This is a genomic window from Yersinia sp. 2542 StPb PI (assembly GCF_048593855.1).
GTDB classification, from domain to species: Bacteria; Pseudomonadota; Gammaproteobacteria; order Enterobacterales; family Enterobacteriaceae; genus Yersinia; species Yersinia enterocolitica_E.
This window is the reverse complement of record NZ_JAZGQA010000386.1, coordinates 1-1,412: the sequence shown is the minus strand read 5'-3', so window position 1 is coordinate 1,412 and position 1,412 is coordinate 1. Positions and strand designations below refer to the sequence as shown.

Genomic DNA, 1,412 nt, shown 5'->3' with positions numbered 1-1,412 from the left:
CCGTTAAATAAATATCCCAACAAAAATAAAACCTCTTTTTATTAAACTTAAAGATAATTGATATTTGCAATATTGTCGGAATAATCTCATATAGCTAAAGAAGCCAAACCCACAACCAGCAAGTGATTCGAGCTGCATTTATGCTAGCCCCTCACTAATCCCGATGAACTTACTCAAGTAAGTGATTCGGGTAAGTGAACGCCGCTAACACCCCTGCAAGTTCAAGTAAGAAGGGGATAGGTAAATTAAACAGCTATGGGTTACTGTTACTCCTATCGCAGAAACGATTGGAGCACGTTATGACCTCAATGCCACGTACCCTTTTCATCTTGAACGGTAAGGAATCGGGTAATCTTGAAGTTCGCAATGCCGTCAAGAACTTGCGTGATGAAGGCATTATGCTTCATGTTCGAGTCACTTGGGAACACGGGGATGCGAAGCGTTATGTTGGCGAAGCTGCCGGTCTGGGGGTCGATACGGTAATTGCAGGCGGGGGAGATGGCACTATTAATGAAGTCGCCAGCGCGCTGATGGCCCTGCCCTCCTACAACCGCCCCAATTTAGGTATTGTGCCCTTAGGTACAGCCAACGATTTTGCCACCAGTTGTAACATTCCCCTGCACATAGAAAATGCATTTCAATTGGCAGTCAAAGGCCGGGCGGTCACCATTGATATCGCGCGAGTAAATAGCGAACACTACTTTATCAATATGGCGACCGGTGGCTTTGGCACCCGCATTACCACTGAGACACCGGAAAAACTCAAAGCCGTACTGGGTGGGGCTTCATACTTTATTCATGGCCTGATGCGTATGGATGCGATTAAAGCAGACAGTTGTGAAATACATGGGCCGGGTTTCGAATGGGCGGGTGATGCACTGGTAATAGGTATCGGCAACGGTCGGCAAGCCGGTGGTGGACAGCCTCTCTGCCCCGATGCGCTAGTTAATGATGGCTTGCTGCAATTGCGGTTGCTGACCGCAGAAGAATTGCTTCCTGCCCTACTGACCAGCGTGTTCAGTGGTGAGAAAAATAAAAATGTAGTGGAGGCTACCTTGCCTTGGCTGGAAATCACAGCCCCCCATGACATCACTTTTAATCTGGATGGCGAACCACTGGCAGGCAAGCATTTCCGTATCGAAATAATCCCCAATGCGATTGGCTGCCGTCTGCCGCCAAATTGTGAACTGCTGGGCTAAATATCTATCCGTGGGCTATCTTCAGTTAGCCCATGATCCCTCTCGATTTTATTACCCTTATCGCTCTGCCTAACTCAACGTTGACCTGGCTTTAGCTCGAGTTAACGCATTTTTTTACACAAAAACCTTTCATTTCAAACCTCTTTTCTTTTACATTTAATTTTCACTTTGAAAGGTTTTACTTTCAAAGTGTGATCCATATGCAATAAATAG

At 46.2% G+C, this 1,412-nt stretch carries 1 protein-coding gene; it reads left to right on the top strand.

Translation table 11 applies throughout. From position 1 onward, the window contains the following. The first annotated feature begins 308 nt into the window (after nt 1–308). Complete coding sequence (gene yegS, locus V1952_RS21815; RefSeq protein ID WP_372559937.1) at nt 309–1,199, top strand: lipid kinase YegS; 891 nt, start codon at nt 309–311, stop codon at nt 1,197–1,199. Nucleotides 1,200–1,412 lie beyond the last annotated feature (213 nt).